The organism is Pseudomonas sp. GW821-FHT03E01, from assembly GCF_059420765.1.
This window is the reverse complement of record NZ_JBWKUI010000013.1, coordinates 183,399-209,611: the sequence shown is the minus strand read 5'-3', so window position 1 is coordinate 209,611 and position 26,213 is coordinate 183,399. Positions and strand designations below refer to the sequence as shown.

30 protein-coding genes and 1 tRNA gene are annotated in these 26,213 nt (G+C 59.5%); 12 read left to right on the top strand and 19 right to left on the bottom strand.

What is annotated here, in order from left to right; all coding sequences use genetic code 11:
• Positions 1-29: 29 nt before the first annotated feature.
• Positions 30-503 carry a cyclic nucleotide-binding domain-containing protein gene (locus AC07VO_RS22320; RefSeq protein ID WP_018926758.1) on the top strand — a complete coding sequence of 158 codons (474 nt, stop codon included), beginning with the start codon at positions 30-32 and terminating at the stop codon, positions 501-503.
• 3 nt (positions 504-506) lie between these two features.
• Here the strand turns inward: AC07VO_RS22320 and AC07VO_RS22315 are convergent, their stop codons facing one another.
• The gene (locus tag AC07VO_RS22315) at positions 507-791 is read right to left on the bottom strand and encodes a hypothetical protein (RefSeq protein WP_018926759.1); all 285 of its coding nucleotides are present in this window, start codon (positions 789-791) and stop codon (positions 507-509) included.
• A 95-nt stretch (positions 792-886) separates the two neighbouring features.
• On the opposite strand from AC07VO_RS22315, the gene AC07VO_RS22310 reads away from it, so the two are divergent.
• The 4 genes from AC07VO_RS22310 to AC07VO_RS22295 all read left to right on the top strand — a co-directional run bounded on the left by AC07VO_RS22310 (position 887) and on the right by AC07VO_RS22295 (position 3,033).
• The gene (locus AC07VO_RS22310) at positions 887-1,573 is read left to right on the top strand and encodes a spermidine synthase (RefSeq protein ID WP_018926760.1); all 687 of its coding nucleotides are present in this window, start codon (positions 887-889) and stop codon (positions 1,571-1,573) included.
• Positions 1,574-1,622: 49 nt separating this feature from the next.
• The gene (locus AC07VO_RS22305; protein WP_007942195.1) at positions 1,623-1,997 is read left to right on the top strand and encodes a YajD family HNH nuclease; all 375 of its coding nucleotides are present in this window, start codon (positions 1,623-1,625) and stop codon (positions 1,995-1,997) included.
• 107 nt (positions 1,998-2,104) lie between these two features.
• Positions 2,105-2,575, top strand: a complete 471-nt coding sequence (locus AC07VO_RS22300; RefSeq protein ID WP_007942196.1) for an RNA methyltransferase — start codon at positions 2,105-2,107, stop codon at positions 2,573-2,575.
• Between the two features lie 80 nt (positions 2,576-2,655).
• A complete protein-coding gene (locus AC07VO_RS22295) occupies positions 2,656-3,033 on the top strand; it encodes a YgaP family membrane protein (RefSeq protein ID WP_018926761.1) in 378 nt (125 codons plus the stop codon).
• 61 nt (positions 3,034-3,094) lie between these two features.
• On the opposite strand, the gene AC07VO_RS22290 is transcribed toward AC07VO_RS22295, so the two are convergent.
• Both AC07VO_RS22290 and AC07VO_RS22285 read right to left on the bottom strand, forming a co-directional pair.
• Positions 3,095-4,324: a hypothetical protein gene (locus AC07VO_RS22290; RefSeq protein WP_086944844.1), complete on the bottom strand. Its 1,230-nt coding sequence runs from the start codon at positions 4,322-4,324 to the stop codon at positions 3,095-3,097.
• 159 nt (positions 4,325-4,483) lie between these two features.
• Positions 4,484-4,933, bottom strand: coding sequence for a YcgN family cysteine cluster protein (locus AC07VO_RS22285; protein ID WP_007942199.1), 450 nt, complete (start codon positions 4,931-4,933; stop codon positions 4,484-4,486).
• Positions 4,934-5,207: 274 nt separating this feature from the next.
• On the opposite strand from AC07VO_RS22285, the gene AC07VO_RS22280 reads away from it, so the two are divergent.
• Entirely contained in the window at positions 5,208-5,801 is a 594-nt protein-coding gene (locus tag AC07VO_RS22280) for a nitroreductase family protein (protein WP_007942200.1), read from the top strand.
• A 91-nt stretch (positions 5,802-5,892) separates the two neighbouring features.
• Here AC07VO_RS22280 and AC07VO_RS22275 read toward each other — a convergent pair whose 3' ends face one another.
• From AC07VO_RS22275 to AC07VO_RS22250, 6 genes are all read right to left on the bottom strand, one after another.
• On the bottom strand, positions 5,893-6,825 hold the full coding sequence (locus AC07VO_RS22275; protein ID WP_018926763.1) for a D-2-hydroxyacid dehydrogenase: 933 nt from the start codon (positions 6,823-6,825) through the stop codon (positions 5,893-5,895).
• A gap of 119 nt (positions 6,826-6,944) precedes the next feature.
• Positions 6,945-7,238: a YcgL domain-containing protein gene (locus AC07VO_RS22270; RefSeq protein ID WP_019580824.1), complete on the bottom strand. Its 294-nt coding sequence runs from the start codon at positions 7,236-7,238 to the stop codon at positions 6,945-6,947.
• Positions 7,235-8,368 carry a ribonuclease D gene (rnd, locus tag AC07VO_RS22265; RefSeq protein WP_086944843.1) on the bottom strand — a complete coding sequence of 378 codons (1,134 nt, stop codon included), beginning with the start codon at positions 8,366-8,368 and terminating at the stop codon, positions 7,235-7,237. Before rnd ends, AC07VO_RS22270 begins: the two co-directional genes overlap by 4 nt.
• Positions 8,369-8,485: 117 nt before the next feature.
• Positions 8,486-9,148 (bottom strand): class I SAM-dependent methyltransferase, encoded by a 663-nt coding sequence (locus tag AC07VO_RS22260; RefSeq protein ID WP_086944842.1) that lies wholly within the window; start codon positions 9,146-9,148, stop codon positions 8,486-8,488.
• A 73-nt stretch (positions 9,149-9,221) separates the two neighbouring features.
• Complete coding sequence (locus AC07VO_RS22255; protein WP_086944841.1) at positions 9,222-10,871, bottom strand: phosphoethanolamine transferase; 1,650 nt, start codon at positions 10,869-10,871, stop codon at positions 9,222-9,224.
• A gap of 166 nt (positions 10,872-11,037) precedes the next feature.
• Positions 11,038-12,420 carry a glutamine synthetase family protein gene (locus AC07VO_RS22250; protein WP_086944840.1) on the bottom strand — a complete coding sequence of 461 codons (1,383 nt, stop codon included), beginning with the start codon at positions 12,418-12,420 and terminating at the stop codon, positions 11,038-11,040.
• 414 nt (positions 12,421-12,834) lie between these two features.
• Here AC07VO_RS22250 and AC07VO_RS22245 point away from each other — a divergent pair, with 414 nt between their 5' ends.
• From AC07VO_RS22245 to AC07VO_RS22235, 3 genes are all read left to right on the top strand, one after another.
• Positions 12,835-14,019 (top strand): cyanate transporter, encoded by a 1,185-nt coding sequence (locus AC07VO_RS22245; protein WP_086944839.1) that lies wholly within the window; start codon positions 12,835-12,837, stop codon positions 14,017-14,019.
• 15 nt (positions 14,020-14,034) lie between these two features.
• Positions 14,035-14,982 (top strand): DMT family transporter, encoded by a 948-nt coding sequence (locus AC07VO_RS22240; protein WP_086944838.1) that lies wholly within the window; start codon positions 14,035-14,037, stop codon positions 14,980-14,982.
• Positions 14,983-15,129: 147 nt separating this feature from the next.
• Positions 15,130-16,065 (top strand): LysR family transcriptional regulator, encoded by a 936-nt coding sequence (locus AC07VO_RS22235; protein ID WP_086944837.1) that lies wholly within the window; start codon positions 15,130-15,132, stop codon positions 16,063-16,065.
• A 3-nt stretch (positions 16,066-16,068) separates the two neighbouring features.
• Here the strand turns inward: AC07VO_RS22235 and AC07VO_RS22230 are convergent, their stop codons facing one another.
• The 8 genes from AC07VO_RS22230 to dapA form a co-directional block, all read right to left on the bottom strand.
• Positions 16,069-16,431: a 5-carboxymethyl-2-hydroxymuconate Delta-isomerase gene (locus AC07VO_RS22230; protein ID WP_086944836.1), complete on the bottom strand. Its 363-nt coding sequence runs from the start codon at positions 16,429-16,431 to the stop codon at positions 16,069-16,071.
• A gap of 52 nt (positions 16,432-16,483) precedes the next feature.
• On the bottom strand, positions 16,484-17,410 hold the full coding sequence (locus AC07VO_RS22225; protein ID WP_033064228.1) for a LysR substrate-binding domain-containing protein: 927 nt from the start codon (positions 17,408-17,410) through the stop codon (positions 16,484-16,486).
• 169 nt (positions 17,411-17,579) lie between these two features.
• Entirely contained in the window at positions 17,580-17,771 is a 192-nt protein-coding gene (locus tag AC07VO_RS22220) for a YegP family protein (protein WP_018926774.1), read from the bottom strand.
• A 339-nt stretch (positions 17,772-18,110) separates the two neighbouring features.
• Positions 18,111-18,200, bottom strand: a tRNA-Ser gene (locus tag AC07VO_RS22215).
• 84 nt (positions 18,201-18,284) lie between these two features.
• A complete protein-coding gene (gene purC / locus AC07VO_RS22210; protein WP_018926775.1) occupies positions 18,285-18,998 on the bottom strand; it encodes a phosphoribosylaminoimidazolesuccinocarboxamide synthase in 714 nt (237 codons plus the stop codon).
• A 28-nt stretch (positions 18,999-19,026) separates the two neighbouring features.
• Positions 19,027-19,785 (bottom strand): MBL fold metallo-hydrolase, encoded by a 759-nt coding sequence (locus AC07VO_RS22205; RefSeq protein WP_019580834.1) that lies wholly within the window; start codon positions 19,783-19,785, stop codon positions 19,027-19,029.
• 4 nt (positions 19,786-19,789) lie between these two features.
• Complete coding sequence (gene bamC, locus AC07VO_RS22200) at positions 19,790-20,905, bottom strand: NlpB/DapX family lipoprotein (protein ID WP_018926776.1); 1,116 nt, start codon at positions 20,903-20,905, stop codon at positions 19,790-19,792.
• 17 nt (positions 20,906-20,922) lie between these two features.
• Positions 20,923-21,801: a 4-hydroxy-tetrahydrodipicolinate synthase gene (dapA, locus tag AC07VO_RS22195; RefSeq protein ID WP_007941448.1), complete on the bottom strand. Its 879-nt coding sequence runs from the start codon at positions 21,799-21,801 to the stop codon at positions 20,923-20,925.
• A 327-nt stretch (positions 21,802-22,128) separates the two neighbouring features.
• On the opposite strand from dapA, the gene AC07VO_RS22190 reads away from it, so the two are divergent.
• Entirely contained in the window at positions 22,129-22,689 is a 561-nt protein-coding gene (locus AC07VO_RS22190) for a glycine cleavage system transcriptional repressor (protein WP_007898662.1), read from the top strand.
• Between the two features lie 10 nt (positions 22,690-22,699).
• Positions 22,700-23,173: a peroxiredoxin gene (locus AC07VO_RS22185; RefSeq protein ID WP_018926778.1), complete on the top strand. Its 474-nt coding sequence runs from the start codon at positions 22,700-22,702 to the stop codon at positions 23,171-23,173.
• 108 nt (positions 23,174-23,281) lie between these two features.
• On the opposite strand, the gene AC07VO_RS22180 is transcribed toward AC07VO_RS22185, so the two are convergent.
• Together AC07VO_RS22180 and AC07VO_RS22175 are read right to left on the bottom strand one after the other, a co-directional pair.
• The gene (locus AC07VO_RS22180) at positions 23,282-24,352 is read right to left on the bottom strand and encodes an AI-2E family transporter (protein ID WP_018926779.1); all 1,071 of its coding nucleotides are present in this window, start codon (positions 24,350-24,352) and stop codon (positions 23,282-23,284) included.
• A 31-nt stretch (positions 24,353-24,383) separates the two neighbouring features.
• Positions 24,384-24,623 (bottom strand): sulfurtransferase TusA family protein, encoded by a 240-nt coding sequence (locus AC07VO_RS22175; protein WP_007941445.1) that lies wholly within the window; start codon positions 24,621-24,623, stop codon positions 24,384-24,386.
• A gap of 97 nt (positions 24,624-24,720) precedes the next feature.
• Between AC07VO_RS22175 and AC07VO_RS22170 the strand changes: the two genes are divergently transcribed.
• Complete coding sequence (locus AC07VO_RS22170) at positions 24,721-26,154, top strand: M48 family metalloprotease (protein ID WP_086944834.1); 1,434 nt, start codon at positions 24,721-24,723, stop codon at positions 26,152-26,154.
• Positions 26,155-26,213: the final 59 nt, after the last annotated feature.

The following is a 26,213-nucleotide window of genomic DNA, read 5'->3' as shown; positions in this document are numbered from 1 at the left end:
AACAGACACAAGAAAAAGACCGTGACGACATGTCAGAACCGACCTTACTGAACAAAGAAATTCGCGACTGGCTGATGGACTGCGGCCTGTTCGATCAACTGCTGCCGGCCGACTTCGTGGCGGCTTCAGGTTACTTCAGCATCAGCACCATCGCCGAAGGCGAAGAGATCTTCCATGAGGGCGATGCCGGCAGTTTCATGTGCATCATCCACACCGGCCAGGTTGCGGTGCAGAAGACCAACAGCGAAGGGCAACCGGTGACCATGGCCACCTTGCGCAGCGGTCGGGCGTTCGGCGAAATGGCCGTGCTCGACGGCGAACGGCGCTCAGCCAGTTGTGTGGCCGCGAGCAACTGCCAGTTGCTCAACCTGGGCAAGGACTCCCTGGAAAAGATGCTCAACGAAGCGCCGAAAATCGCCGCCAAGATCATCCGCGCCCTCGCCGTCTCCCTCTCCAAACGCTTGCGCATGGCCGACGGGCAACTGCTCTCGCAGCAGATCTAGACACTATCCGCCCGGCGTTTTGATTTTCGTCGTGCTCGGCTCAAGGCCCGGCAAGGTCTGGTCCTTGGGCGGGTTGGGCATTTCGATCGGCGGCAACAATGGTGGCCCACCGTTGCCGGTCTTGGGCACAGTGGTCGGGGTAATCTGCGGGTACGGCGTCGGCGTAGCAGTGCCGGGCGAACCGGGTATCGGCGTAGGGCCGGTGGGGATGGTTTGCTGCTCCTGGGCCTGCACTGCAGTTATCGAGAGCGCGGCCAAGGCAATGGCCGTTAGAATGATGCGCTTCATCAATGGCTCCGTTGGCCTTGTGGTCTATTGCAGGCTACTCCCAACTGCGCTCGTTTGCCTTCTTCCGCCTGTCATTTTCTCCTCAAGAGAGCCCCATGAAACGTTTCGTTCTGCTCGACACCACCCCCATTCCTGAAAACGGCGGTGCCCTGTGCCTGTTCGAATACGGCGAAGACTTCGTCATCAAGATTCAGGGCGGCGATGGCGGGCAGTTGATGAACACCCGCATGCACGGCTCCGAAGATGCCCTGGCGCAAATCCCCTGCCGCAAGGTCGCCGGCCGGCCGAATTCGCGGGTATTGATCGGCGGCCTGGGCATGGGCTTCACCCTCGCCTCGGCGCTCAAGCATTTGGGTAAGACCGCTGAAGTGGTGGTCGCCGAACTGGTGCCCGGCGTGGTGGAGTGGAACCGTGGGCCGCTGGGGGAAAAAGCCGGCAACCCATTGCTCGACCCGCGTACGGTGATCCGCATGGAAGACGTGGCCAAGGTGCTGCAAGCCGAGCCGCAGGGTTTCGACGCAATCATGCTCGACGTCGACAACGGTCCCGAAGGCCTGACCCAGAAAGCCAATAGCTGGCTGTACTCCGCCGGTGGCCTGAGCGCCTGCGCCAAGGCCCTGCGACCCAAGGGCGTGCTGGCGGTATGGTCGGCCAGCGCTGACCGGCAGTTTTCCGACAAGCTGAAAAAGGCCGGCTTCAAGGCCGAAGAAGTGCAGGTCTTCGCCCACGGCAACAAAGGCACCCGCCACACCATCTGGATTGCCGAGAAGCTCAAGGGCTAGGCTAAACTTCAACACATAACCGTCATTAGTCTTTTACAAAGGTGAACCCATGAGTTCGTCAACGCCTCCAACCAACACCTCAAAGTTGGACCGCATCCTCGCCGACAACCAGCGCGACAAGGAAATGGGTTACCGCGACAAGGCCCTGAAGATGTACCCGCACGTGTGCGGCCGCTGCGCCCGTGAGTTCTCCGGCAAACGCCTGAGCGAACTGACCGTGCACCACCGCGACCACAACCACGACAACAACCCGCAGGACGGCTCGAACTGGGAGCTGTTGTGCCTGTATTGCCATGACAACGAGCATTCGCGTTACACCGATCAGCAGTATTTCGACGAAGGCTCGCTGAGTACGCCAAAGATTGCCAAGGCGACGCATAACCCGTTTGCGGCGTTGGCCGGACTGATGAAGAAAGAAGACTGAAGATCTGCTGATCGTTCCCACGCTCCGTGGGTACGATCATCTCCAAACTGAACACCCCTCCCCCAATCCCCGTATAATCGCGCTTTTTTCCCGAAGGCACCCCGCTCGTGGCAGACAAACGGTACAGCTGCATTGGTTTGTATAACCCCAAATCACCGGAGAACGTCGGTTCGGTGATGCGCGCCGCCGGTTGCTATGGCGTGGCGTCGGTGTTTTACACCGGCAAGCGCTATGAGCGCGCCGCCGACTTCGTCACCGACACCAAGAAAGTCCACTACGACATTCCGCTGATCGGCATCGATGACCTGAAGAAAATCCTGCCGCTGGGCTGTGTACCGGTCGCCGTAGAACTGGTCGACGGCGCCCGCTCGCTGCCGGAATACACGCACCCGGATCGCGCCCTCTACATCTTCGGCCCCGAAGACGGTTCGCTGGATAAAGAGATCCGCGACTGGTGCGAAGACGTGGTCTATATCCCGACCACCGGCTGCATGAACCTGGCGGCCACGGTCAACGTGGTGCTGTACGACCGCATGGCCAAGGGCAACAACACCCGCTCAGGCCCGAAATTCCGCTGAATCACCGCACATCCGATGGAACGAGCCGACCGCCTCGGCAGTCAGCTTAATTATCCATTCTTGAAGCCTGGAGACAGATCATGAGCGACCTCAAACGCGTAGAGCGCATCGAATCCACCCCGTTCCAGACTCAGCCCGCGCAGAACGTCCAGGGTTGGGAGCGCATCGGTTCCCTGGCCGGCGGCGTGGTGATGGTCGGCAAAGGCCTGCGGCGCGGTGGTGTGTTCGGGTTGATTCAAGTGGCCATTGGCGGCGTAGCGATGGCGCGGGGTATTACCGGGCACAGTTCGGCGAAAAGCTTTCTGGAAAAGAGCCGTCAGGACATGGTTAACGCTCGAGCCAGGATTGAGCGTGCCGGGGAAGAGTTGAGTCGGTTGAAGGCCAATGCCGAGGCGGCGACCAAAACCGCCACCGTGACCGGGAATGATTCTTTGAAGTCGCCGAAAGCCGGGGTTTGATCCGGCATTTGCGGTGAGGCTCAGGGCCTCTTCGCGACCCGACTTGCCCGCGAAGGCGGTATTACTGAAGCAACCCGGTATCAAGCACCTTGGAAGACTCGCCAATAACGCTCTCACTGAGCTGAACGAATTCCTTGGTATCGACACTCTCCAAACGCATCGCCCCACGCAATACATCATCCAGCGAACGCTTGTTGCGGGTCTTCAGGCGAATCTCGCGATCCAGTTCCTGCAGCAACACCACCGCTTTGGCCACCTGCGCCGGGTTGATCTGCTCCCCGCGCAAGGTGGTGACCTTCTGGCTGGCCTTGGCCAACTTGCTCTGCAGGCTCTCATACCGCTCATCACTCATGCCGCCCGCACGGCGCACCAGTTCGATGGCGTAATACTCGGCAAACCCTTCGCTGATCCAGCCGCTGCGCTGGCTGTCGTTGATCCGCCCGAACACCTGAGCCAATTCACGCATCAAGGTACTGGTGCCGCTTTCGCTGACCAGCGGCAGGCGGCTATTGAGATAGATCGATTCCCGCGCGGCCAGGCTGCCACGCCACATCGGGTCATTGGCGCCGACGATCAGCAATTTGCTGGGGTGACGCGGAAAAACTTCCTGCACTTGCGGCCACACGAACGTCAGCAGCGTCAGCACATCCATGCGGCGCATCCCCTGGCCTTGGGGCGAGGCCACGGTGACTTCGGTTTCCCCCAACCGCGTGCGACGGCTGCCGAGGTTACCGGCGAGCATCCAGCCAGTGGGACGGTCGAACAGGCGCGAGACGTTATCGATGCGGAACTTGTTTTTGCCGATCCGCGGCCAGGCGGTTTCGACGCTTTTCCAACCGGTGGGCAATTCGAATTCCAGGCGTGACACCAACTCGATACCGTCCTGCTGATCGAGTTTCGCTGCGGGCACCAGGTCATCGCCACGCATCAGCGCCCACGTTGGCGTCATGCGTGTATCGAAGCTGCCGCTCTTGCGCCCGTGGCTGATGCGCACGCGGTAGGTCAGGCTGGCCTTGTCGGCGGCCGGGCGCCAGACACCACGGACCTGCGTGCCCGGTGTGAGCTGCCATTGGCCGTCGGCCTTGAAATCACTGTAGTGACTGCCGTCGCCCAAGTCGAAATCCAGACTGCGCACTGCCGAGCCTTGGGCCAGGGTCAGGCGCACTTCGGCCTGATCGCTTTGCGGCAACAGGCGCACGTGATAATCCAGATCGACTTTCTTCGCCGCCCACACGGGCGAACTCAGGGCCAGCAGCCCGACAGCCAACGCCCGGAGCACTCCCACCGCCATACACACTCCTATTGTGGCGAGCGAGCTTGCTCGCGCCGGGCTGCGTAGCGGCCCAAAATTCTTGTGATCACCGCCGATTTTGTGAGTGCTGCGCACTGGAGCGCCAGCCCGGTCAAGCGGGAGCAAGCTCCCTCGCCACAGACTAAATGGCATCGGGAATTAACCCGCGCGAAAAATCAGATGATCTTCCCAATCGTCTTCGGCCACGCTGCCTTCGGCGAGCATGCGCCCGGACTGGGAAATACGTTCGTGATGCACCGCATCACGATCACCGCATACCAGGTGATGCCAGAGCGGCAGGTCCTTGCCTTCGCTGACCAGTCGATAACCGCAGGTCGGCGGCAACCATTTGAACTCATCGGCCTTGCCCGGCGTGAGCTGGATGCAATCGGGGACAAAGTCGCGACGGTTGGGGTAATCGGTGCACTGACAGGTTTTGAGGTCCAGCAGTTTGCAGGCGATACGCGTGTAGTAGACGGCGTTGTCGTCTTCATCCTCGAGCTTTTGCAGGCAGCACAGGCCACAGCCGTCGCACAGCGATTCCCATTCCTCTTGATCGAGTTGATCGAGGGTTTTGCGTATCCAGAACGGTTCGACTTTGGCGGCCATGGCTCAAGCATCAACATCAGGTGGTGAAAAGGCCGCCAGTCTAGTGCCAAGGCATCGGCGGGCCAAGCATTGGCGACTGCCGGTACGACGGCACTTGTCAGTTTTTGCGCCACCCAGTAGCTTTGCCAGTCGCAAGGAGCCCTCCCCAAGTGCCATTAACGCTCAACCGCGTTGCATTCAGGTGAACTGCTGGCTCAAAAAAACTGGCGCTCAGCTCAACTGTACCCGCCGGTTTTTCGACGACCCCCACTTTCAAACGTAAAGGAATCTCTTGATGAGTGCTAATCCACGCGTTGCCGATTACGCCATTCACCCTCAGTTCACCGATCGCTGGTCGCCCCGCGCCTTCACCGGTGAAACCATTCCCGAAGAGACCCTGCTGAGCTTCTTCGAAGCCGCCCGCTGGGCACCATCGGCGTACAACTCGCAGCCTTGGCGGTTTCTCTATGCGCGTCGCGACACGCCGAACTGGGAGCGTTACCTGGGCCTGCTGAACGAGTTCAACCGCAGCTGGGCGCAGCACGCCTCGGCACTGGTGATCGTGATCTCGAAAACCACCTTCGTGGCACCTGGCGCCAGCGAAGAAACCCCGGCGCTGTGGCACACCTTCGACACCGGTTCCGCCTGGGGCCACCTGGCGTTGCAAGCGAGCATCAGCGGCTGGCACACCCACGGCATGGCCGGTTTCGATCAGGAGCTGACCCGCAAGGAGCTGAACATTCCTGAAGGCTACGCGCTGCACGCCGCCGTGGCGATCGGCAAGCTGGGCGACAAGGCGACACTGGCCGAGTACCTGCAAGCACGTGAAGAGCCGAGCCCGCGTCGTCCGCTGAGCGAGTTGGCGGCTGAAGGTAATTTCACCCTGTAAAAACAAAAGATCGCAGCCTGCGGCAGCTCCCTACAGGTGTTCACAAAGCCCTGTAGGAGCTGCCGCAGGCTGCGACCTTTTCAGCTGCGCCTCAATACCCGCGCGCGAAATCCACTTCCCCACGCAACGCTTCACCCGCCTGATACGCCCGCAGGTTCTCGACAAACAGCTTCACCATCGCCGGTGGCGAGGTCGGTGCCGAGCTGTGGCCGGTCAGCAGCAGGCCCCACGCGGTCCAGAACGGATGACGTTGCGGCAGTGGTTCCTGACGGCAGACGTCGATCACAGCCCCGGCCAGATGCCCTTCCTTCAAGGCTTCCACCAGATCCGCATCGACCACCGCAACGCCGCGTCCGACGTTGATGAACAACCCCGTCGCCTTGAACTGCTTGAACAGGGCAGCGTCATACAGGTCGTGCGTATTGGGGGTATTCGGCAGCAGATTGATCACGTAATCCACCTCACCGACCAGGCGCGGCAAATCGCTCAGCGCGCCGACTTCGACAAAGGGCGCCTGCTCCCGGGCAGTGCTGGCGATGCCGTATAACTCGACGCCAAACGGCAGCAGGAACTGCGCCACTGTCTGACCGATATCACCGGTGCCGACAATCAGCACCTTTCGTCCAGCCAGGCTTTGACCCTGGCGATTGTCCCATTTGCGCTCGACCTGGCTGACCAGCCGCGCCAACACTTCGCGCTCGTGGCCGAGCATGTAAGTCAGCACGTATTCAGCCATGACCTGACCAAAAATCCCTACCGCGCGAGTCAGCCGATAGTGCCGTGGCAAGCCATCGGCCAGCAGCGGCGTGATACCGGCCCAGGTCGACTGCAACCATGCAGGCGTGTGGCCCTGACGCAACAGCGTCGCCAGCAGGTCCGGCTGACCGAGCCAAACCTGACAGTCGGCGGCCTGACGGGCCAGTTCGGCGGAGTCGCCGCTGGTCAATACTTCCAGATCAGGCGCTGCCTGACGCAACAGTTGGGCATACACAGGGTGGTCGTGTTCAGCAATCAGAACGCGCATGTTTCAAACCTTTCAAAAGCAGTGCAGACGACCGCCGACAGAGGATCACTCCATCGTCACGGCCATCGCCAAAATCATTCCAGTGTTTCATAAGGCTCTGAATAGAGCCTGTCTGCCGATTACATCGGGTCGTTGCGGCGCAGCAATTCTTCCGGCAAGTGTTCGATGTATTCATCCTCGGCCGGTGGCATTTGCAGGTGGTAGCCCTGCTTGTCGAGGTTCTCCAGTACTACAGCAATGTCTTCGCGCGACAGCTTGCGCTCGGGGGTCAACACCAGGTCGAAAGCGTGGATGGCTTTGCCGAAAGCCGCCATCAGGGGTTCAGGCACGCGCTCCAGTGCATCGCTTTTGAGCACATAGAGGTACATCCCGCTTTTCTTCGAGCTTCGATAAATCGAGCAAATACGTTTCAAGGCTGTTCTCCGGCGGTGGCCAGGCTGTCGAGCAGCGCCTGGCCCATCAATTCGCGGCGCCAGCCACGCAGCGAATCAGGCAATTGGTAAGGACCATTGGGGAAGCCGCTCTTGAGCAGCGCTTCCAGGGTTTTCTTGCGCAGCATCAGCTCCGGCGCGATGTTCAGGCGCTCGGCTTCGGCCTGGCCGATGGCACGCAGCTGTTTGACCAGCGCGGCGGCTTCTACCGGCAATGGCTCCGGCACCGCTGGCGGCCACTGATCAGGCGACACACTGCCAGAGCGCTTGATCAGATCAAGCAGAAATTCGCCGTCCTGACGCACGGTGCGCGGGTGCATGTCTTCGATTTTCGCCAGTGCGCCGAGGTTGTCCGGTTGGGTGCGTGCCAACGGCCACAGTGAATGTTCACGGATAATGCGGTTGCGCGGCAGATCACGGGCGCGGGCTTCACGCTCGCGCCAGGCGCAGAGTTCACGCAACACGGCGAGTTGGGCGCGGGACAGCTTCCAGGCCAGTTTGGCGTCGCGATAGACCTCGTACGGGTCGACCTCGCGCCGCAGATTGGCGACCAGCTCGGCACCGTCTTCCAGGACCCACGCGTATTTTTCGTCAGAAAGCTTCGGACGCAGCTGTACGAAAACCTCCGCCAGATGCACGGCATCTTCGGCGGCGTAGCTGATCTGAGTCTCGGACAGTGGACGTTGCAGCCAGTCGGAACGGGTCTCGCCCTTGGGCAGGTCGATGCCGAGCACGTCCTGCACCAGCCGCGAATAGCCCATGGAGAAACCCAGGTTCAGGTAAGCAGCGGCCAGTTGGGTATCGAACAGCGGCACCGGCAGGCTGCCGGTCAGGCGCAGCAGGACTTCGAGGTCTTCGCTGCACGCATGCACGACCTTGACCACGGCCGGGTTTTCCAGCAACGCGGCCAAGGGCTGCCAGTTGTCGATGGTCAGTGGGTCAATCAGGTAAGCGCGTACGCCATCGCCGATCTGCAGCAGGCCTGCGATTGGGTAAAAGGTGTCGACCCGCATGAATTCGGTATCGAGGGCAACGAATGGCAGCTGCTGCCACTCGGTGCAAAACTGACCGAGGCTATCGTTGTCGCGAATCCAGTGAATATCGATGGCCACACGGCTCTCCCTTGAAGAATGGCGCGCAGTATATATCGCCCCCGGCGATTTCCGCGCATCCACTGAACAAGAGCTTTAGCGAAAATACCTGCCGGACAGCAAGAATTGTCTGAAAGGCTAGCTGTCCTTACGCAACACGTAGACCCGCATCCGCGTGCAACCCGGTACCAAGTCCTGATGACTGAGCAAGCAGAAACCCGCTTGCCTGAACTCGGCCTCAAGCTCGGCCTTGCTGGCCTGTGGCTGGGCCTGTGCGCCCTCCACGTCCGAACGCTCGAGCTTGAAACGCCCATCAACCCGCACCGCCACAATCACGGTATCGCGACTGACCCGGTGGAACTCGCCCAGCATGGCCAATCGATGCTCGGGACAGGCAATGCGTTGAAACAGTTGCAGGCAAAAAATGCAGTCAACCGCATTCGCCGACAAGCCGATGGTGAAGGCAGAACTCTGAAAGGTCTTGATCCGTTTCAGCAGGTTCTGCGGATGGTGGGTGCTGGCGTGATCGAGCATGTCCTGAGACGGATCGGTCGCGAGAATCACCCGGTTCGCATGCTCGGCCAGAACTGGCCAGAAACGCCCGACCCCGCAGGCCACATCAAGAATCAATCCCGGTTCGCCAGCGACCTGAAGCGCGTTACGCACCAATTGCTCTTCGCGCCAGAACGTCAAACGCCCCGCCAGGCCGCGCGGTCGCGGCTGTTTACAGACGCGGGCGTGTTCCTGATCGTAGCGCCGGGCGAACTCAAGCTCGAAGGCGGATGGGGGCTGCGCGGACATGTGTAATGGCTCTTGTTGGATGTTCCAGGCGCCGCAGATTAGCGGTCGTTACGTAAAAAAAAGCTCGATTCGCTCATTTTTTGGCCAGCACACCGTCGCCCATTGCGCCGCGGCATCCGGCGAACATATCCAGACCCGGGTTGTAGACCGTGCTGTTGACCTCCAACAGACCGAGCATCGAATGGAACAGGTTGTCCTGGCTCAAGGGTTTTTCACGACTCAGTTGCAGGCAATGGGTGTCCACCGAGAACGACTTTTGATAGCTGTCGGAGAACCACGCCAGCATCGCTACATGTTTCTGTTGTTCCGGTGCAAGCATGTAAGGCGTGCCATGCAGGAACAGGTTGTATTCGCCCAGCGACTCGCCGTGGTCCGACAGATACAGCATCGCGGTATCGACTTTGCCCTGGTTGCTGCGCAACAGATCGATCAGGGTCGACAGCACGTGGTCGGTATACACCAGCGTATTGTCGTAGCCATTGACGATGCTTTCGCGGCTGCAATTGTTCAGCGCATTGCTTTCACACACAGGTGTGAAGTGTTCGTATTCTTTCGGGTAGCGCTTGAAGTATTCCGGACCGTGACTGCCCATTTGGTGCAGGACCAGCACGGTGTCTTTATTCAGCGTGTCGATGAAGTGCTGCATGCCTTGCAGGAGAATTTCATCGCGGCACTCGCTGTTGGCGCACAGCACAGGGTCTTTCAGGTCACTCACGTCATCGACAGTGACCCGATCGCAGGTGCCTTTGCAGCCCGACTGGTTATCGCGCCAGATCACCTCGAGACCGGCACGCTTGAGCACGTCCAGCAGGCCTTCCTGGTTCTTCGCCTTGCTGGCGTCGTAATCCTTGCGACCCATGTTGGAGAACATGCAGGGCACCGACACCGCCGTTTCCGTGCCGCACGAATGCACATCGGTGAAGGCAATCAGGCCGGATTCCTTACTCAGTTTCGGCGTGGTGTCGCGGTCATAACCCAGGATGCCGAAGTTCTCGGCCCGGGCACTTTCGCCCACCACCAGTACCGTCAGGGATTTACGGTCGTGGGCCTGCCAGGCCGGTTTTTTCTGGGCATCTTCACCCAGTTTGGCGAAAGGTTGCCGTGCAGACACCACTTGCTCACGCAGATAACCGAACGAGGCACCGATGTAGTTGCTCGGCACCACCATCAGACGCAATTCATGGTGATTGCGAAACAACGACGACAGGCCTTGATAGTTGACCAATGCGACACCGCCGATCACCGCAACCGACGCGACACTCACCAGCACTTTACTTAATAACTCACGGTGCCAGCGACGATAATTAACCGGGGTTTTCCACAACAACCACGACGGCAAGACGCCGAGCAGCACGATATAAACAAACAGTTTTAGCGAGAGTAAGTCGCGTACTTCCGTGGCATTGGTTTCGGCGAAGTTACGCAACATACCGGCGTCGATCAGCACGCCATATTGGCTCATGAAGTACGCCACACCGGCACTGATCAGAAAGATCAGCGTCAACACGGGTTTCATCACGGGTCGGAATGCCAGCAAGGTCAGCACAATGTTAAAGGCCGCCAGGATCATCAGCCCGAACGCGACACGCATGACGATGCCTTGACCGTCTGCTGCAGTGATATCGAAGAGGTGTTGCCAGAGAACTAAATTGAACCCTGCCAATAGAAAGGCACTGGAAACCAACGTCACCCATTCGGGGCGCACGGCTTTGAACTTCAACATGTGATCGGCTGTTCCTGAAAAGAAGTGCCCGCGGCAAATGTGAAAATTTCATTGACCGAGACGCCACAAATCTTAATCAGTCAACCATCAATATTTCGTGAAAAAGAAGCCAACGAATAGTTGGCTTCTGGTATTAGGCCAAAACTTCCAACACTGGCGACCCGTTTCAAGCCTGATGCAGATACCAGCGCCAGTCCTGCTCACCGACTTCGCCCATGAATTGCCGGTATTCGGCGCGTTTCACTGCCAGATAGACACCTAGAAACTCACTGCCGAATGCTTCCCCGGCCCAATTCGAGCCTTCCAGCGCTCGCAACGTGGTCAACCAGTCGGTCGGCAACAATTGCGCGGCCTGGGCGTAACCGTTGCCCTCCACCGGCGCCCCGGGGTCAAGTTGCTCGCGGATGCCGCGATGAATACCGGCCAGGATCGCCGCCGCCGCCAGATACGGGTTGGCGTCGGCACCACAAATACGGTGCTCGATATGCCGGGAGAATGCCGGCCCGCCGGGCACTCGCAAACTCACGGTGCGGTTGTCCACGCCCCAAGTGGCCGCCAGGGGTGCGTAGCTGTTGGTCTGGAAACGACGGTACGAGTTGGCGTTCGGACAGAACAACAGCAACGCATCGAGCAATGTGGCGAGCATCCCGCCGACCGCGTGTTTGAGCAGCGGCGTGCCGACCGGGGCCTCGCTGGCGAACAGGTTATTGCCGTCCTTGTCCGCCAGGCTGACATGCATGTGCATGCCGGTGCCGGCCAGGTCATCGAACGGCTTGGCCATGAAACAAGCCGTCATCCCGTGCTTGTGCGCCACGCCCTTGACCAGCCGCTTGTAGCGCACGGCTTCGTCCATCGCCTGCAAAGCGTCGGTGCGGTGTTCGAGGGTGATTTCCACTTGCCCCGGCGCGTATTCGGAAATCGCCGTGCGCGTCGGAATGCCCTGGAGCTTGCAGGCGCTGTAGAGGTCGGCCAGAAATGGCTCGATCTGTTCCAGTTCACGCAAGCCGTAGACCTGAGTCCCGCGTGGCCGCCCGCCGTCGACATCCCGCGCCGGTTGCGGCCGACCGTTGCCGTCGCGCTGCTGATCCAGCAGATAGAACTCCAGCTCCGCCGCCATCACCGGGTAATAACCGTCGGCCTGCAAGCCTTCGATGACCTTGGCCAGCAGGTGCCGTGGGTCGGCGATGGTCGCGGGCATGCCCTCTTGCGGATGCATGCTGACCTGCACCGCCGCCGTGGGAATCAATCGCCACGGCATGCGCTGCAAACTGCCGCTGACGGGATAAGCGCGGCAATCGATATCACCGACGTCCCAGACCAGACCGGAGTTTTCCACGTCATCGCCATTGATGGTCAGTCCCAGGATGGTACTCGGTAGTGGCCGACCGCTTTCATACACCGCCAGCAACTCATCGCGATGCAGTAATTTGCCGCGTGGCACTCCGTTATTGTCGAGGATGAACAGCTCGAACATCTCGATATCCGGGTTCTGTTCAAGAAACGTCAGGGCTTGTTCTTTCGTAGCGAAGGATGTCGTGGCACAGCTCATGGGAGTCCTCGTCTTTCCGCGTCAGGCAAACGCACAGGCGCCGCCGGTTTGATCCCGGCGCACAGCGCGGGACCTGTCAGAACAATCAGCGGGAGATGCAGGAATCCGGCGGGCGCGCGTGACGGCAGTGCCACAGCGCCCAGAAGGCCAGTTCGGAAGGGAGTGCGACTGGACAACCGTCCATAGGGAAGACCGCGATAAACAGATGAGCAGCAGCGTCACACGGGCGGTTAAGCCGTTAAATCGGGATTTGAAGAACCTTGGGTGTGGATTGGCTAAACAATCGATTATTCGCTAAAGGGGATTAGCCGAGCGGTACAGTTATTTAATTTCTAAATACTGCTCCAGACTTTCTGATTTGCCGCCTCCAGGGCTCGCGCGCCTAATCGGCTCCTTGTTCCTGAAGGTCCGATTATGGAAAACGTTCGCGCAACCTCCCGCCCTGCCCCCTGGCTGATGTTCAGCATCATTCTTGTCGCCCTGAATCTGCGTCCGTCCATGGCCGCTGTCGGCCCGTTGCTGTCAGCCATTCGCGGTGATATCCCGCTGAGTTTCAGCCTGGCCTCGCTGTTGACCATGCTGCCAGTCATGGCCATGGGACTGGCAATGTTCTTTGGTATCGGTATCAGTCAGCGCTTGGGCGAGCAGCGCACCGTAGTGCTGTCGCTGTTGATCATCGGCCAGGCCACGGTGTCGCGGTTATTCCTTGATTCGGCGGCGGAACTGATCCTGAGCGCCGTGCTGGCCGGCGTCGGCATTGCGCTGATTCAGGCGCTGATGCCGGCCCTGATCAAGTCCCGTTTCAGCGACAACGTTTCCGTGTGCATGGGTCTCTACGTGACGTCGATCATGGCCGGCGCGGCAATTGCGGCGTCATTCGCGCCGTTGGTGATGACCCGCACCGGCAGTTGGCGAGTGGGGTTGGCGATCTGGGCGGCACTGGCGCTGGCGGCGTTGCTGTTCTGGTGCGTTCAACGCACGGGAATGCCGACATTGGGGGAAAAGTCGTCCCGCAAAAAATCCTTTTTCCGCAGTTCCCGCGCCTGGTTACTCGCGATCTTCTTCGGCCTGGGCACGGCGTCCTACACCTGTGTCCTGGCCTGGCTGGCACCGTACTACGTGGAAAAAGGCTGGAGCGAACAACAGGCCGGCTTGTTACTGGGCTTTTTGACGGCCATGGAAGTGTTGTCGGGGCTACTGACGCCCGCCATCGCCAACCGCAGCCGTGACCGGCGCCTGGTGCTGGTGGTGTTACTGGCACTGATCATGGCCGGTTTTTGCGGTCTGATTCTGAGCCCGCAACACCTGAGCCTGCTGTGGCCGTGCCTGCTGGGACTGGGCATCGGCGGGCTGTTCCCGATGAGCCTGATCGTGTCGCTGGATCATCTGGACAATCCCCAACGCGCGGGCGGGTTGACCGCCTTCGTGCAAGGCATCGGTTACCTGATCGCCGGCCTCTCGCCGCTGATCGCCGGGATAATTCGCGATCAACTGGGCAGTTTCGAATGGGCCTGGTGGTCACTGATGGGCGTCATGGCACTGATGATTCTGATGGTTCTGCGCTTCGATCCGCGGCATTACGCCAAACACATTCATTAACCCGGAACCCCCACCATGAAACGCACAGGTTTTGCTGCCGCTCACGTCGGCATGTTGCTCTGGGCGCTGTTGATTGCCGTCTCGTTTTCCGCGGCAGCCCAGGTCAGCCAGGCCATAGACCCGATTCTGCTGACCGGGTTGCGCTTGTTGTGTTGCGCTCTGGTGTTTTTACCCCTGCTGCTGTTCAAGGGCGATACCGCCATGACCGCCCGCGGCCTGCTCGGTCATGCCGTGCTCGGCATGTTGTTGGCACTGTACTTCGGCTCGTTGTTCGAAGCACTGCGTTACACCTCGGCGGTGAACACCGGGACGATGTTTACTCTGGTGCCGTTGCTGACGCTGCTGTTCGAAGCCATCCTGACACCCGACAGCCGCCTGAAACAGCGCGTGTTGCCCATGCTGGTTGCCGCGGCCGGCGCCGTACTACTGGTATTGAAAGGCGCAGGCCCCGGCGAACTGCCGTCGCTGTACGCGGTATCGGTGTATGTGGTCGGTTGCCTGGCAATGGCGCTCTACTCGCCCCTGAGTCAACGGCTCAAGGCCAACAGCCTCAAGGGGCGCGGCCCGGTGGGCATGACTTTCTGGAACATGCTGTTCGGCGCACTGTTTCTATTGGCGTTTTGTGGATTCAGCGGCGGCTGGCGTTCGGCGTCGTTGCTGAGCGCGAGCGATCTCTGGTGGTTGATCTACCTGGCCCTGTTTGCCACCCTGGCGACTTTCTGGCTGCTGCATCGAGCCATTGGCGTGATCGCCCCTTCCTCAGTCATTTCCTACATCTACCTGAGCACCCTGTTCATCACATTGTTCCACTGGTTGTGGCTACGTCAGTCGCCACGCGCCCTGGAAATCATCGGCGCGTTGCTGGTGGGCGTCGGCATGTTGGCGCTGTTAATATCCAGCCGCGATGCGATGCCTGCACAGCAATCAGCGCTGAAGGCCTCTGGCCATGTTTCGGGCGATTGAATTCACAGGTCGTGTTCATAACACTATCTGTCCCACAACTGACCATGAAACATCCTACAAGGCATTCTCTTGGTACTATCGTTCCGCTAAGATCATTCGCACACGTTTGCGCACGGTCAGCGCAAGGAGCACAGCGAGACAGAACGGATGCTGAACAGTAACTTGCTTAGAAAGCTCGATATGCAAGACCTCATGGTGTTTGTTGCCGTGTATGAGCAAAGCAGCGTCACCGGTGTGTCGGAGGCACTTTGCGTCAGCCAGTCCACCGTGAGTTACTGCCTGAAAAAACTGCGCACCAGTTTCGAAGACGAGTTATTCATCAATACCCGCACGGGTATGCGCCCCACCTACAAAGCCAGCACCATGTATGCCCATGTGCTGAAGATTCTCGAAAGCATCAACCTGTGTCACGCCGGGACACCAACGTTCGATCCGACCTTGCAACCAGTCACCTTCAATATCTGTGCGCCGGAGTACTTCGAGCAACTGATCCTGCCGCGCCTGTTGAAGAGCTTCGATTTCGCCGACCTGCCGGTGATGGTCAACATGCACAAGTTCGAAACCGACATCCCGGCCGAAGAACTGCGCGACGGCAGCCTCGACCTGGTGATCTGTTTCGGCCCGAACTTTCATCGAAGCCACACCGACTTCAACTCCAGACGACTACTGGAGGACGATCTGGTCTGCGTCTTCGACAAACGCGCCACGCCGCTGGAGCCGCGCTTGAGCCTGCAAGCGTTCACTGAACGTCGGCATGTGTTCCCGACGCCCTGGACGTCCACCACCAACATGGTTGACGGCTGGCTGGCTCAACAGGCCCACAAACGCCAGATTGTCGCGCGCTCCAACAGCTACAGCGCGGCACTGAAGATGATCACCGGCACCGACTTCATCCTGACCTTGCCCCGGCGCATCCAGCAATTGCTGGCCAATGAGGCGATCTTCAATCACTGCGAAGCGCCCAATGGTTTACCGGGCTTCACCCTGGACATGCAGTGGAGTCAAAGCGTCGACCAGGACAGCGCCAACACCTGGCTGCGCGAGCAAGTGATCAAGGCCTGCGCCGAGCAGGAAATGGCCTGAAACTCAGAGGCCGATGGCAGTCTTGGTGTAGGACTCTCGATCGATGTCGATGATTTCCACACAGAGTTGAACCTCAACCCCGACCGGCCATTCGCACACATCCTGCACCACGGCCAGCAGGCTGTCGGACAACTGCTTCTTGATCTGCGGCGAGCGACCGCTCAACAGCGCCAGCTTTACATGCACGAACGCCCGCTCGCCCGGTGCAGTGCCCACCCTGAAAGTCTCGACCTTCACCGCACGGGCCTTGATGTCGAACTCTTCAAACTGCCCGGAAGCGACCAGTGCGTTGTTGAGTCTCATCAACGCCACATCGGCATTCAGTTCAGACAGGTTGGTGGTGTATTCCATGTGCAGGTGGGGCATGACGGGGTTCCTGAGGATTGGCAGAAAGGTCGTAGATATAACACCGCCCTGCTCACTCTGTCAGCGGAAGGATCGGACGTTCACTCATGAACGCCTCCAGGCGCGAGCGCAGCCAGCGTTCAGCCGGGTCGCTGTCGACATGACTGAGCCAGACCATGGACAGGTCCAGGGTCGGCGTCTTGAACGGAAACGGCTCTTTGAACAGTTGGCCTGACGCGGCCATCGCCTCCGCCGTGTAGTCAGGCAGGCTGGCGATCAGATCGGTGCCGGCGAGCAACGCCGGCAATGAGCTGTATTGCGGAACGGACAGCACGACGTGGCGTGTTCGGCCAATCTCCGCCAGCCATTCATCGGCGTAGCCACTGACATTGGCGGTGTGGGACACCAGCACGTGCGGTCGCGCGCAATATTCATCGAGGGTCAACGGCGTGTCCGACGCATCTGCACGCAAGATACTGGGCTGGATATGTCGCAACAACTTGCGTTTGGCGTTGGCCGGCAGGCCGCGGGTCTGGCTGATACCAACGGTGATATCGCCAGACGCCAGCAAGTCGGGAATGCGCCAGTAGTCGACATGCTGGACCACGAACACCACCTTCGGCGCTTCCTGGCGCAAGGCGCGCAGCAACGGTGGCAACAGGCCGAACTCGACATCGTCCGACAGCCCGATGCGAAACGTCATGGTGCTGCTGAGCGGATCGAAATCGTGGGTCAGGCTCAAGGCCACCGACAGCGAATCCAGTGCCGGCGACAGATGCTGAATGATCTCCTCGGCCCGCGCTGTCGGCTCCATGCGATGACCAACCCGAATGAACAACGGATCGTTGAACATCGTCCGCAAGCGGTTCAGCGCCGCACTGATGGTCGGCTGACCGAGGAACAGCTTCTCCGCCACTCGCGTGACGTTGCGTTCGAGCATCAATGTCTCGAACACCACCATCAGGTTGATGTCGGCCTTGCGTAGTTCGTTGCGATTCATCCGTTGCACCCCGGTCCCCAAGACTGGATGACAGTTTAGGGAGGTGTCGCGATCGGCGTCTATGCAGGTTGGCAAACGACCCGATCCATAAAATCCGGGGGCACTCACCACTCAGGAGCACCCGACTGAAACGAAGCTGCTCTGATTGAGCAGCTTCACCGCCTGGAACCTATATCTCCTTGACCGGTGTCTGCTCTTGAGTCCCTTTGATCAAATCGATGGCATGCACGCAATCAGACTTGTTGACGTAAGCCTCCCCACTGGCAATCGTTTCATGATTCCCCGCTCGCAAACGCCAGCGCCATTGGCCCTTGCCGGTCTGTGAGGTGCCACGGGTTTGCCTGTAAATCTCAAAGTACATTGATCGCTCCTTGCGATGGCTGATTACGACAGATCAGAGACCTGCGAAACCAGAGTAGATGAGGAATTTTTGCGGCAACGTCTTTCAATGTCAGGGGATATTTCGAAGGAAAAACCTTGATTGCCGAAACGTTCAATGAATACGGGGGACGGTAATTAGAACGACTTGGCGAAGTAACTTTTCCTGTGGATGGACATATCTTTCTTACTCTGTCGTGCTGATTTTTCCGACACCAAAAGCTTGGGGAAAAAGCGGGACGGATGCGAAAGTGACCCGATGGAAAAAGCTGCGCAAACGAAAAAGCCCCGTAGATTCTCATCTACGGGGCTTTTCTATGTATGGCGGAGAGATAGGGATTCGAACCCTAGGTACCGGTGAAGGTACAACGGATTTCGAATCCGTCCCATTCGGCCACTCTGGCATCTCTCCAACGGCGCGCATCATAACAGCACAATCGCTGGAAGCGAACCCCCTTTAGCGATTTTTTTCCGTGCTATCAGATGCTTGCGTCGATTAAAGCGGTACGCCCAGACGGTTGGCGACTTCTTCGTAGGCTTCGATGACGTCACCGAGGCCCTGACGGAAGCGGTCCTTGTCCATTTTCTTCTTGGTGGCCTTGTCCCACAGACGGCAGCCGTCCGGGCTGAATTCGTCGCCCAGAACGATGGAGCCGTCGGAGAACACGCCAAATTCGAGTTTGAAGTCGACCAGCAGCAGGCCGGCGTCGTCGAACAGTTTGCTCAGTACTTCGTTGACCTTGAGCGACAGTTCTTTCATGCGAACCAGTTGCTCGGCGGTGCCCCAACCGAATGCCACTACGTGGGATTCGTTGATGAACGGGTCGCCCTTGGCGTCGTCCTTCAGGAACAGTTCGAAGGTGTAAGGGTTGAGCTTCATACCCTCTTCAACACCCAGGCGCTTGACCAGGCTGCCGGCGGCGTAGTTACGCACGACGCACTCGACCGGAATCATGTCGAGTTTTTTCACCAGGCATTCGTTGTCACCCAGCAGTTTGTCGAATTGAGTCGGCACGCCGGCTGCTTCGAGTTTCTGCATGATGAAAGCGTTGAACTTGTTGTTCACCATGCCTTTGCGGTCGAGCTGCTCGATACGCTTGCCGTCGAACGCCGAGGTGTCGTTGCGAAACAGCAGGATCAAGCGGTCAGCGTCGTCGGTCTTGTAAACCGATTTGGCTTTGCCGCGGTAGAGTTCTTCACGTTTTTCCATGATGGGCTCCGCTTGCTAAGTAGGTGGGCTAGGCGATGTGTCGCCAGTCGAGCCCTGAATCTTGATCGGCCAGTTGCAGCCAGTCCGGGTCGCACCCGAGGGTGTCGACAAAACATTGCCGGGCCAGCTGCGGCAGGTTGTTCTTGCTGCTCAGATGGGCCAGGACCAGGTGTTGCAGGCCTTGCCAGCCCAACTCGGCCACCAGGAATGCCGCCTGATGGTTGTTCAAATGTCCCAATTCACCGCCCACCCGCTGCTTGAGAAAGTACGGGTAGTGACCGCGAGCCAGCATGTCACGGCAATGGTTGGCCTCGATCATCAACGCATCGAGGTCCCGATAGCCGTCCAGCACCTTGTTGCAGTATGAGCCCAGGTCGGTCAACAGGCCGAAACGCCGCTGACCGTCGCTGAAAACATACTGCGTCGGCTCCTGTGCATCATGGGCCACGGCAATGACGCCGATGCTCAGAGGGCCGATTTGCAGTTGCTCGCCGCCAGCCAGAAAGCCCGCGGGTTCAATCGGTTTGCGCATCCCGCGCAGGGTCCCGCGACTGAGGTAGACAGGCAGATTGTAACGCCGAGACAGCAAACCCACGCCATGCACGTGATCGGCATGTTCGTGGGTCACAAGTATCGCGCTCAACTGCGCAGGGTTTACCCCAAGGCGCAGCAGGCGTTTTTCGGTTTCCCGCAAGGAGAAACCACAATCCACCAGCACATACGTGTCATCGCTGGCTACCAGCGTGCCGTTCCCTTGGCTACCGCTGCCGAGAACGGCAAAACGCATGCGATCAGCCCAGGTTGTCCTGAATCACGGTCAACACTTTGCGCGCCACGTCTGCTGGCGCCACGGTGTTGATGTTTTTCTCGACGGTGACTTGTACGTTCTCGCCGACCTTGCTCAGGCGAACCTGATAACGCTCGGCGCGGGCTTCAACTTCTTCCTTGTTCGGCTTGCTGCCAAACAGGCTGCCGAAGAAACCTGGCTGCTCATCCTTCTTCTCGGCCTTTTCGGCGAGGTTGATGTAGTACAGGCCCAGGCTGCGGTTGATGTCTTCAACACGCCATTCGCCCTGTTCCAGCGCACGACCGACGCTCGACCAGGCACGATCCAGGTCGGTACCGACGTTGAGCACCGGGTTGCCGCTGCCATCCTCGGTCAGGCTGACACGGCTTGGCGTATCGAAATCACGCGAGGCCAGCATGGAGACCGAACCGCCCTTCTCCGAAGTGCGGCTCATGCTCGCGAGCATGTCGTCGACCAATGCTGCGTCCAGGCCGGTATTGACCGAACGATTGGTGAAGTCGACGTTGGCGGTGCTGCCGGCAGGACGCTCGGCGCTGACCACATAGACTTCACTGGTGTTGCGCTGCACGCCTGGCTCGATACGCACCCGTACGCGGGTTTCGCTGTCGGCGCCGACACCGGCCGCGCTCAGGCGCTTGGCCATGGCTGCGGACAGTTCGTCGGAATGCTGCCAAGTGGTAGTGAACTCACCGGTTTGCGGGCGCTGTTCGTCCAGACGGAAACCGTTGTCCTGGAAGAACTGCACGGCCACTGGCCAGACTTCGGCCGGTGGGTTCTGCGCCATGATCCAACGCGAATCGCCGCTCTTCTGCAACGAGTAGGCGCTGATATCAGCCGCCGCCGACAGCGGCTGCGGACGAGGCACGACATATTCGCCCTTGGCTGTATCGTCGGCCACATTGCGCGGGATCGGCAACAGTGGATCCAGACGCTTGGAGGTGCTGACGTTCGGTGGCAGTTGCATCGGTGCAGTCTGTTGCGCTTCCAGGTAATCGCTACCACGGTCACGGAAGTAACCTTCCGGGCCCCAGATCCATCCGCAGCCACTGGTGCTGGAGATAATCAAGGCAAGTGCGGAAAGTCCGGCCATTCGCTTCATGCGTAGTACTTCCTCAATTAAACCAGGACGCCGGACTGGCGCATGGCCTGCCGCAGCGGTTCGTGACAGGCAGCACTGAGCCAGGTGAGCGGCAGACGGATACCGTCCGGCATCAGGCCCATTTCATGCAGCGCCCATTTCACGGGGATAGGGTTGGATTCGATAAACAGGGTTTTATTGAGTGGCATCAGCTTTTCGTGGATCGCCCGGGCTTTGACGGCATCACCGGCCATCGCAGCGGCGCACAGCTCGCTCATGGCGCGCGGCGCAACGTTGGCGGTCACCGAAATATTGCCCTTGCCACCGAGCAGCATCAGCTCGACCGCGGTCGCATCGTCACCGGAATAGACCAGGAAGTCGCTGCTCACGCCGGCCAGGATATCCTTGGCGCGCTGCAGGTCGCCCGTGGCTTCCTTGATGCCGATGATGTTCTTCACGGTCGACAGGCGGATTACCGTCTCGGCCTGCATGTCGCACGCGGTACGACCCGGCACATTGTAAAGAATCTGCGGGATATCGACCGCTTCGGCGATGGCGCGGAAGTGCAGGTACAGGCCTTCTTGCGTCGGCTTGTTGTAATAAGGGGTTACCAGCAGGCACGCATCGGCGCCAGCGTTCTTCGCGTTGGTCGTCAGTTCGATCGCTTCACGCGTCGAATTGGCGCCCGTACCGGCGATCACCGGAATACGCCCTGCAACCTGGGCAACCACGCGACGAATCACTTCGATGTGCTCGTTCACGTCAAGCGTGGCCGACTCACCCGTAGTGCCGACCGCCACGATGGCGTTGGTGCCCTCTTGCAGGTGGAAGTCCACCAGTTTGCTCAGGCTGTCCCAGTCGAGACGACCCTGTGCATCCATGGGTGTGACCAGTGCCACCATACTGCCCGCAATCATGCAACCGCTCCTGCCGGAAAAAGAGAGCGGTAATGGTACTGGCGCCAAGATGCTTGTACAAGCGAAGTACTGCGCTGCCGCCATTCCCCTTGGCGCTGCTTTTCGCTACCCTTCAGACTTTGATCGGTACTGATAAGCTCGTACGCCGGTTTCCAGCCTCCATTTTCGGCATCACAAGCCCCGATCCAGCGTTGCCACCCCTCGCTCTTGCCATACTGGAGCACGTTGCAACCTTCGGCTGGGGGTTTGTGAATTCGCATCCGCAGGCTCGTCCCGGCAAAAAAGCCCATAAACAGTATCGACCGCTCATCGCTTTAGGAATGCTGCATGTCCACCCCCACAGTTCGCGAACAATTCCTTGTCATCAGTGCCCTCGGCGCCAACCCCATGGAGCTGACTAACGTCCTGTGCCGCGCCAGCCATGAAAACCGCTGCGCCGTGGTCACCTCTCGCCTGACGCGTCATGGCGAATGCAGCGCGCTGATCCTTGAGATCTCCGGCAGCTGGGACGCCCTGGCGCGCCTCGAAGGCAGTCTGCCAGTACTGGCCAAACGACACGCTTTCACTGTCAACGTGGTGCGCAGCGCAGCCCTGGAGAACCGTCCCCAGGCCTTGCCGTACGTCGCCTACGTCAGCTCGGCCTACCGCCCGGACATCATCAACGAGCTGTGCCAGTTCTTCATGGACCACAACGTCGAGCTGGAGAATCTGACCTGCGACACCTATCAGGCTCCGCAGACCGGCGGCACCATGCTCAACGCCACGTTTACCGTGACCTTGCCGGCCGGCACCCAGATCAGCTGGCTGCGCGACCAGTTCCTGGATTTCGCCGACGCCATGAACCTGGACGCACTGATTGAACCGTGGCGCCCACAAAACCCAATGTAAGGAAGCTTTCATGGCCGTAGCCATCGACCAACCGGTTGCCGACTTCGAAGCACCCGCCACCAGCGGGCAGACCGTCAGCCTCGCGGCCCTCAAAGGCAAGCAAGTGGTGATTTACTTCTACCCGAAGGACAGCACGCCGGGCTGCACCACCGAAGGCCAGGGTTTTCGCGACCAGTACGCGGCGTTCAAGGCGGCCAACACCGAGGTGTTCGGCCTATCTCGCGACAGCCTGAAGTCTCACGAAAACTTCAAGTGCAAGCAGGAGTTCCCCTTCGAGCTGATCAGCGACAAGGACGAAGCCATCTGTCAGCTGTTCGACGTGATCAAGCTTAAAAAGCTCTACGGCAAGGAATATATGGGTGTTGATCGCAGCACGTTCCTGATCGACAAGGATGGCGTGCTGCGTCAGGAATGGCGCGGCGTGAAGGTGCCGGGGCATGTGGATGCGGTTTTGGCGGCTGCTCAGGCGCTGAACAAGGCCTGATTTTTTGGGCGTCTATTCGGACGCCTTCGCGGGCAAGCCCGCTCCCATAGGGATGGTATGAACCCTGTGGGAGCGGGCTTGCCCGCAAAGAGGCCCTCAAATCGACGATCAAAGCAGCGGCGACACCTCCGGCTCCTTGCGCGGCCAGGCATCCAGCACGGCTTTGAACAACGTCGCCAGGGGAATCGCAAAGAACACGCCCCAAAAGCCCCACAACCCGCCAAACAGCAGCACCGCGCAGATGATCGCCACCGGGTGCAGGTTGACCGCCTCCGAGAACAGCAGCGGCACCAGCACGTTACCGTCCAGCGTCTGGATGATCCCGTAGACCGCCATCAAATAGATGAACTGATCGCTCCACCCCCATTGGAACAGCGCAATCAGCAGCACCGGCACGGTCACCACCACCGCCCCGACATAGGGCACCACTACCGACACACCCACCAACAACGCCAGCAGCGCCGCATAGTTGAGCCCCAGCGCCACGAAAGCGATGTAGGTCACGCCCCCACAAATGAAGATTTCGATGACCTTGCCACGAATGTAATTGGCAATCTGCCGGTTCATTTCCTGGGCGACCCGAGTGATCAGCGCTCGCTCCCGCGGCAGGTAACCACGCACCCACTGGCCGATCATCTCCCGGTCCTTGAGGAAGAAGAACACCAGGATCGGCACCAGCACCAGGTAGATCATGATGTTCACCAGCAGCGGCAAGCTCGACAACGAGAACGTCAGCGCCCACTGGCCGAATTTGCCGATCTCGCCCCGCGCCACTTCGATTGCCTGTAGCACTTGCTCATCCGACACCAGATGCGGATAACGCTCGGGCAGCAGCAATAGCAGTGATTGCCACTTGGCGAGCATGCCGGGCAATTCGTTGAACAGCGTGATCAACTGATGCCAAAGCAATGGCACCACGACGAGGATGAATACCAGCAGCCCCCCCATGAACAACGCGAAGACCAGCCCCACCGCCGCGGCCCCCGGCAGACGCAGGCGCTCGAGGATCACCACCAACCCCTGCATCAGATACGCCAGCACCATCCCGGCCAGCACTGGCGCAAGCATTCCACCCAGGGTGAGTACGGCGGTAAATGCCAGAAACAGCAGCACCGCCAGCACCACGGCCTCTTCATCCGAGAAATAGCGCTGAATCCAGTCGCGTAACACTTTGAACATCAATAATCCTTAGGAACGAACGCCGCAGGTTTCAGGCTTTTTTCAACCAATAGCGGTAAACGCCCGCCTCATCTTCTTCACGAAGCAGCGTATGACCGGCCAATCGGGCAAAGGTGCGAAAATCGCGCTGAGAGCCCGCATCGGTGGCAATCACCTTGAGCACCGCCCCGCTGGCCAGTCGGTTGAGTTCCATCTTGGCCTTGAGCAACGGCAGCGGACAATTCAGACCGCTGGCGTCCAGCTCGGCGTCGTGGGTTACAGCGTCAGTCATCGAATCACTCCGGGGCAGGGGTTGAGTCGCTTAGAATATCTGGTCCCAAGCGTAGTGTCCGGCTACAGTAACGTCTTTGTCGACTAAGGCTTTGTGCATGACTTTTTTGCGCCCTACCCTGCTGACGCTCGCTTGCCTGCTCGCCTCACCGGGCTTCGCCGACGACTTGCCGTCACTCGGTGACGCCAGTTCTGCCATCGTCTCGCCGCAACAGGAATACCAACTGGGCCGTGCGTGGCTGGCGATGCTGCGCAGCCAGGTGTCGCAACTCAACGATCCGCAACTCAAGGATTACGTCGAGTCGAGCGTCTACCGACTGGTGGAGACCAGCCAGGTCAATGACCGGCGCCTGGAGTTCATCCTGATCAACAGCCCACAGCTCAACGCTTTCGCCGCGCCGGGCGGGATCGTCGGCGTCAACGGGGGCTTGTTCCTCAACGCCCAGACCGAAGGCGAATATGCCTCGGTCCTGGCCCACGAACTGGCCCACTTGTCGCAGCGTCACTTCGCCCGTGGTGTCGAAGCCTCGCAACGCATGCAAGTTCCTATGATGGCTGCATTGCTGGCCGGGATCGTGATTGCCGCTGCCGGCGCAGGCGATGCCGGGATCGCAACCATTGCCGGCACCCAGGCGGCGGCGATGCAGGAACAACGACGGTTCTCGCGCCAGAACGAACAGGAAGCCGACCGTATCGGCATCATGAATCTGGAGAAGGCCGGTTACGATCCGCGCTCGATGCCGACCATGTTCGAACGGCTGATGCGCCAGTACCGCTACGATGCCAAGCCGCCGGAATTCCTGCTGACTCACCCGGTGACCGAATCGCGTATCGCCGACACCCGCAACCGTGCCGAACAGGCCAAACCGGGCGGTATCGAAGACAGCATGCGTTATCAGCTGATTCGTGCACGCGTGCAGCTGATCTATGAAGAAACCCCAGGCTTGGGTGCCAAGCGCTTCCGCGCCCAACTCGATGAAAACCCGAAAAACGACGTCGCGCGCTATGGCCTGGCAATCGCCCAGATCAAGGGCGGCCAGCTGAATGAAGCTCGCGAGAACCTCAAGCAGCTGCTGACCAAGTCGCCGAACGAGATCATCTACAACCTGGCGCAGGTCGATCTGGACATCACCAATAATCGTCTGCCCGATGCTCAGTCACGGGTTGACCGGATGCTGACTCAGTATCCGGGCAACTACCCACTGAATCAGGTGCGTGTCGATCTGCTGCTCAAGCAGAATCGAGCAGCCGATGCGGAAAAAGCGCTGGAGAACCTGCTCAAGACCCGCCCCGAAGATCCGGACGTCTGGTACCTGGTGGCCGAGACTCGCGGCCTGTCGGGCAACATCATCGGCCTGCATCAAGCTCGTGCAGAGTACTTCGCACTGATCGGCGATTATCGCCAGGCGATCCAGCAACTGGACTTCGCCAAACGCAAGGCGGGCAGCAACTTCCCGCTGTCATCGCGGATCGACGCACGGCAACGCGAGCTGATAGAGCAGGAACGCATGGTCAAGGACATGATGGGCTGACCGCTTCGAGGTCAAAATTCAGGTACAAAAAAACCGCCTCTTTCGAGGCGGTTTTTTAT

Coding starts and splice junctions, on each gene's coding strand:
- AC07VO_RS22320 (WP_018926758.1), top strand. CDS start 30: ATGTCAGAACCGACCTTACTGAACAAAGAAATTCGCGACTGGCTGATG.
- AC07VO_RS22315 (WP_018926759.1), bottom strand. CDS start 791: ATGAAGCGCATCATTCTAACGGCCATTGCCTTGGCCGCGCTCTCGATA.
- AC07VO_RS22310 (WP_018926760.1), top strand. CDS start 887: ATGAAACGTTTCGTTCTGCTCGACACCACCCCCATTCCTGAAAACGGC.
- AC07VO_RS22305 (WP_007942195.1), top strand. CDS start 1,623: ATGAGTTCGTCAACGCCTCCAACCAACACCTCAAAGTTGGACCGCATC.
- AC07VO_RS22295 (WP_018926761.1), top strand. CDS start 2,656: ATGAGCGACCTCAAACGCGTAGAGCGCATCGAATCCACCCCGTTCCAG.
- AC07VO_RS22290 (WP_086944844.1), bottom strand. CDS start 4,324: ATGGCGGTGGGAGTGCTCCGGGCGTTGGCTGTCGGGCTGCTGGCCCTG.
- AC07VO_RS22285 (WP_007942199.1), bottom strand. CDS start 4,933: ATGGCCGCCAAAGTCGAACCGTTCTGGATACGCAAAACCCTCGATCAA.
- AC07VO_RS22280 (WP_007942200.1), top strand. CDS start 5,208: ATGAGTGCTAATCCACGCGTTGCCGATTACGCCATTCACCCTCAGTTC.
- AC07VO_RS22275 (WP_018926763.1), bottom strand. CDS start 6,825: ATGCGCGTTCTGATTGCTGAACACGACCACCCTGTGTATGCCCAACTG.
- AC07VO_RS22260 (WP_086944842.1), bottom strand. CDS start 9,148: ATGTCCGCGCAGCCCCCATCCGCCTTCGAGCTTGAGTTCGCCCGGCGC.
- AC07VO_RS22255 (WP_086944841.1), bottom strand. CDS start 10,871: ATGTTGAAGTTCAAAGCCGTGCGCCCCGAATGGGTGACGTTGGTTTCC.
- AC07VO_RS22250 (WP_086944840.1), bottom strand. CDS start 12,420: ATGAGCTGTGCCACGACATCCTTCGCTACGAAAGAACAAGCCCTGACG.
- AC07VO_RS22245 (WP_086944839.1), top strand. CDS start 12,835: ATGGAAAACGTTCGCGCAACCTCCCGCCCTGCCCCCTGGCTGATGTTC.
- AC07VO_RS22240 (WP_086944838.1), top strand. CDS start 14,035: ATGAAACGCACAGGTTTTGCTGCCGCTCACGTCGGCATGTTGCTCTGG.
- AC07VO_RS22235 (WP_086944837.1), top strand. CDS start 15,130: ATGCTGAACAGTAACTTGCTTAGAAAGCTCGATATGCAAGACCTCATG.
- AC07VO_RS22230 (WP_086944836.1), bottom strand. CDS start 16,431: ATGCCCCACCTGCACATGGAATACACCACCAACCTGTCTGAACTGAAT.
- AC07VO_RS22225 (WP_033064228.1), bottom strand. CDS start 17,410: ATGAATCGCAACGAACTACGCAAGGCCGACATCAACCTGATGGTGGTG.
- AC07VO_RS22220 (WP_018926774.1), bottom strand. CDS start 17,771: ATGTACTTTGAGATTTACAGGCAAACCCGTGGCACCTCACAGACCGGC.
- purC (WP_018926775.1), bottom strand. CDS start 18,998: ATGGAAAAACGTGAAGAACTCTACCGCGGCAAAGCCAAATCGGTTTAC.
- AC07VO_RS22205 (WP_019580834.1), bottom strand. CDS start 19,785: ATGCGTTTTGCCGTTCTCGGCAGCGGTAGCCAAGGGAACGGCACGCTG.
- bamC (WP_018926776.1), bottom strand. CDS start 20,905: ATGAAGCGAATGGCCGGACTTTCCGCACTTGCCTTGATTATCTCCAGC.
- dapA (WP_007941448.1), bottom strand. CDS start 21,801: ATGATTGCGGGCAGTATGGTGGCACTGGTCACACCCATGGATGCACAG.
- AC07VO_RS22190 (WP_007898662.1), top strand. CDS start 22,129: ATGTCCACCCCCACAGTTCGCGAACAATTCCTTGTCATCAGTGCCCTC.
- AC07VO_RS22185 (WP_018926778.1), top strand. CDS start 22,700: ATGGCCGTAGCCATCGACCAACCGGTTGCCGACTTCGAAGCACCCGCC.
- AC07VO_RS22180 (WP_018926779.1), bottom strand. CDS start 24,352: ATGTTCAAAGTGTTACGCGACTGGATTCAGCGCTATTTCTCGGATGAA.
- AC07VO_RS22175 (WP_007941445.1), bottom strand. CDS start 24,623: ATGACTGACGCTGTAACCCACGACGCCGAGCTGGACGCCAGCGGTCTG.
- AC07VO_RS22170 (WP_086944834.1), top strand. CDS start 24,721: ATGACTTTTTTGCGCCCTACCCTGCTGACGCTCGCTTGCCTGCTCGCC.